We start from the raw sequence: 2,145 nt of genomic DNA on the forward strand, positions 1-2,145 counted from the left end.
AATAACTTCCTGAATGCTTCTCCAGTAGATGCAGGGTATGCAGTGTTTGGTAAAGTCACAAAGGGCATGGATGTGGTCGATAAAATTGTTAAAGTTCCAACAACGACTATAGGTTCTTATCAAAATGTGCCTAAACAACCGATTAAAATCCTGAGTGTGCAAATCAAGCCACAAAAAAGTGCTAAATAACAAACAATAAAGCAGAAATGTGAAATTAATATTTCTGCTTTATAAATAAATAGTTACATTGGTTTTGATTATAAAATAAACTAGATCGATGCACAAAAATAGAACACTCAATAAAACAATGAGTTAAAGGGCTTGCTTGTGTAAAAACTGCATAGAATACACACATCCCGACGCGATACACGATGAAGATCTTGGCTTTTAGGGTTAAGGTTGAGGATTTGTATTGAGTTGAATTTCTTACTGACGAGGTAAGGAATAGATCATTAAGAAAATAGAAGAACAACTTGTGTGGATTTTTACCAATTGATTGATCGAAAAATTATCATTAATTAATTGGTTTAAATTACTCGAAGTTTATTTGAGAGAATTTGTCAGTAATTGATGAGCCAGAATTGGCGTCTTGTTCTTTAAGAAAGACGCAAAATGATTTTAACTGAAGAGTTTGATCATGGCTCAGATTGAACGCTGGCGGCAGGCTTAACACATGCAAGTCGAGCGGAGAGAAGTAGCTTGCTACTGATCTTAGCGGCGGACGGGTGAGTAATACTTAGGAATCTGGCTATTAGTGGGGGACAACATTTCGAAAGGGATGCTAATACCGCATACGTCCTACGGGAGAAAGCAGGGGATCAGTAATGACCTTGCGCTAATAGATGAGCCTAAGTCGGATTAGCTAGTTGGTGGGGTAAAGGCCTACCAAGGCGACGATCTGTAGCGGGTCTGAGAGGATGATCCGCCACACTGGGACTGAGACACGGCCCAGACTCCTACGGGAGGCAGCAGTGGGGAATATTGGACAATGGGGGGAACCCTGATCCAGCCATGCCGCGTGTGTGAAGAAGGCCTTATGGTTGTAAAGCACTTTAAGCGAGGAGGAGGGTACTGGTATTAATACTACCAGCTACTGGACGTTACTCGCAGAATAAGCACCGGCTAACTCTGTGCCAGCAGCCGCGGTAATACAGAGGGTGCGAGCGTTAATCGGATTTACTGGGCGTAAAGCGTGCGTAGGCGGCTAATTGAGTCGGATGTGAAATCCCCGAGCTTAACTTGGGAATTGCATTCGATACTGGTTAGCTAGAGTGTGGGAGAGGATGGTAGAATTCCAGGTGTAGCGGTGAAATGCGTAGAGATCTGGAGGAATACCGATGGCGAAGGCAGCCATCTGGCCTAACACTGACGCTGAGGTACGAAAGCATGGGGAGCAAACAGGATTAGATACCCTGGTAGTCCATGCCGTAAACGATGTCTACTAGCCGTTGGTCTCTTTGAGGGATTAGTGGCGCAGCTAACGCGATAAGTAGACCGCCTGGGGAGTACGGTCGCAAGACTAAAACTCAAATGAATTGACGGGGGCCCGCACAAGCGGTGGAGCATGTGGTTTAATTCGATGCAACGCGAAGAACCTTACCTGGTCTTGACATAGTAAGAACTTTCCAGAGATGGATTGGTGCCTTCGGGAGCTTACATACAGGTGCTGCATGGCTGTCGTCAGCTCGTGTCGTGAGATGTTGGGTTAAGTCCCGCAACGAGCGCAACCCTTTTCCTTATTTGCCAGCACTTTGGGTGGGAACTTTAAGGATACTGCCAGTGACAAACTGGAGGAAGGCGGGGACGACGTCAAGTCATCATGGCCCTTACGACCAGGGCTACACACGTGCTACAATGGTCGGTACAAAGGGTTGCTACCTAGCGATAGGGTGCTAATCTCAAAAAGCCGATCGTAGTCCGGATTGGAGTCTGCAACTCGACTCCATGAAGTCGGAATCGCTAGTAATCGCGGATCAGAATGCCGCGGTGAATACGTTCCCGGGCCTTGTACACACCGCCCGTCACACCATGGGAGTTTGTTGCACCAGAAGTGGATAGTCTAACTGCAAAGAGGACGTTCACCACGGTGTGGCCGATGACTGGGGTGAAGTCGTAACAAGGTAGCCGTAGGGGAACCTGCGGCTG

Annotated in this window: 1 protein-coding gene and 1 rRNA gene; both read left to right on the plus strand. The window is 46.7% G+C overall.

Features of this window, described 5'->3' with window-relative positions:
• Positions 1-189: peptidylprolyl isomerase (locus J500_RS16670; protein ID WP_034700722.1), on the plus strand; the 189-nt coding region annotated here is incomplete at its 5' end.
• Between the two features lie 430 nt (positions 190-619).
• Positions 620-2,145 (plus strand): 16S ribosomal RNA (locus tag J500_RS16675); the annotation flags it as partial.

The sequence above is a fragment of the Acinetobacter sp. 479375 genome (assembly GCF_000581715.1).
Classification (GTDB): domain Bacteria; phylum Pseudomonadota; class Gammaproteobacteria; order Pseudomonadales; family Moraxellaceae; genus Acinetobacter; species Acinetobacter ursingii.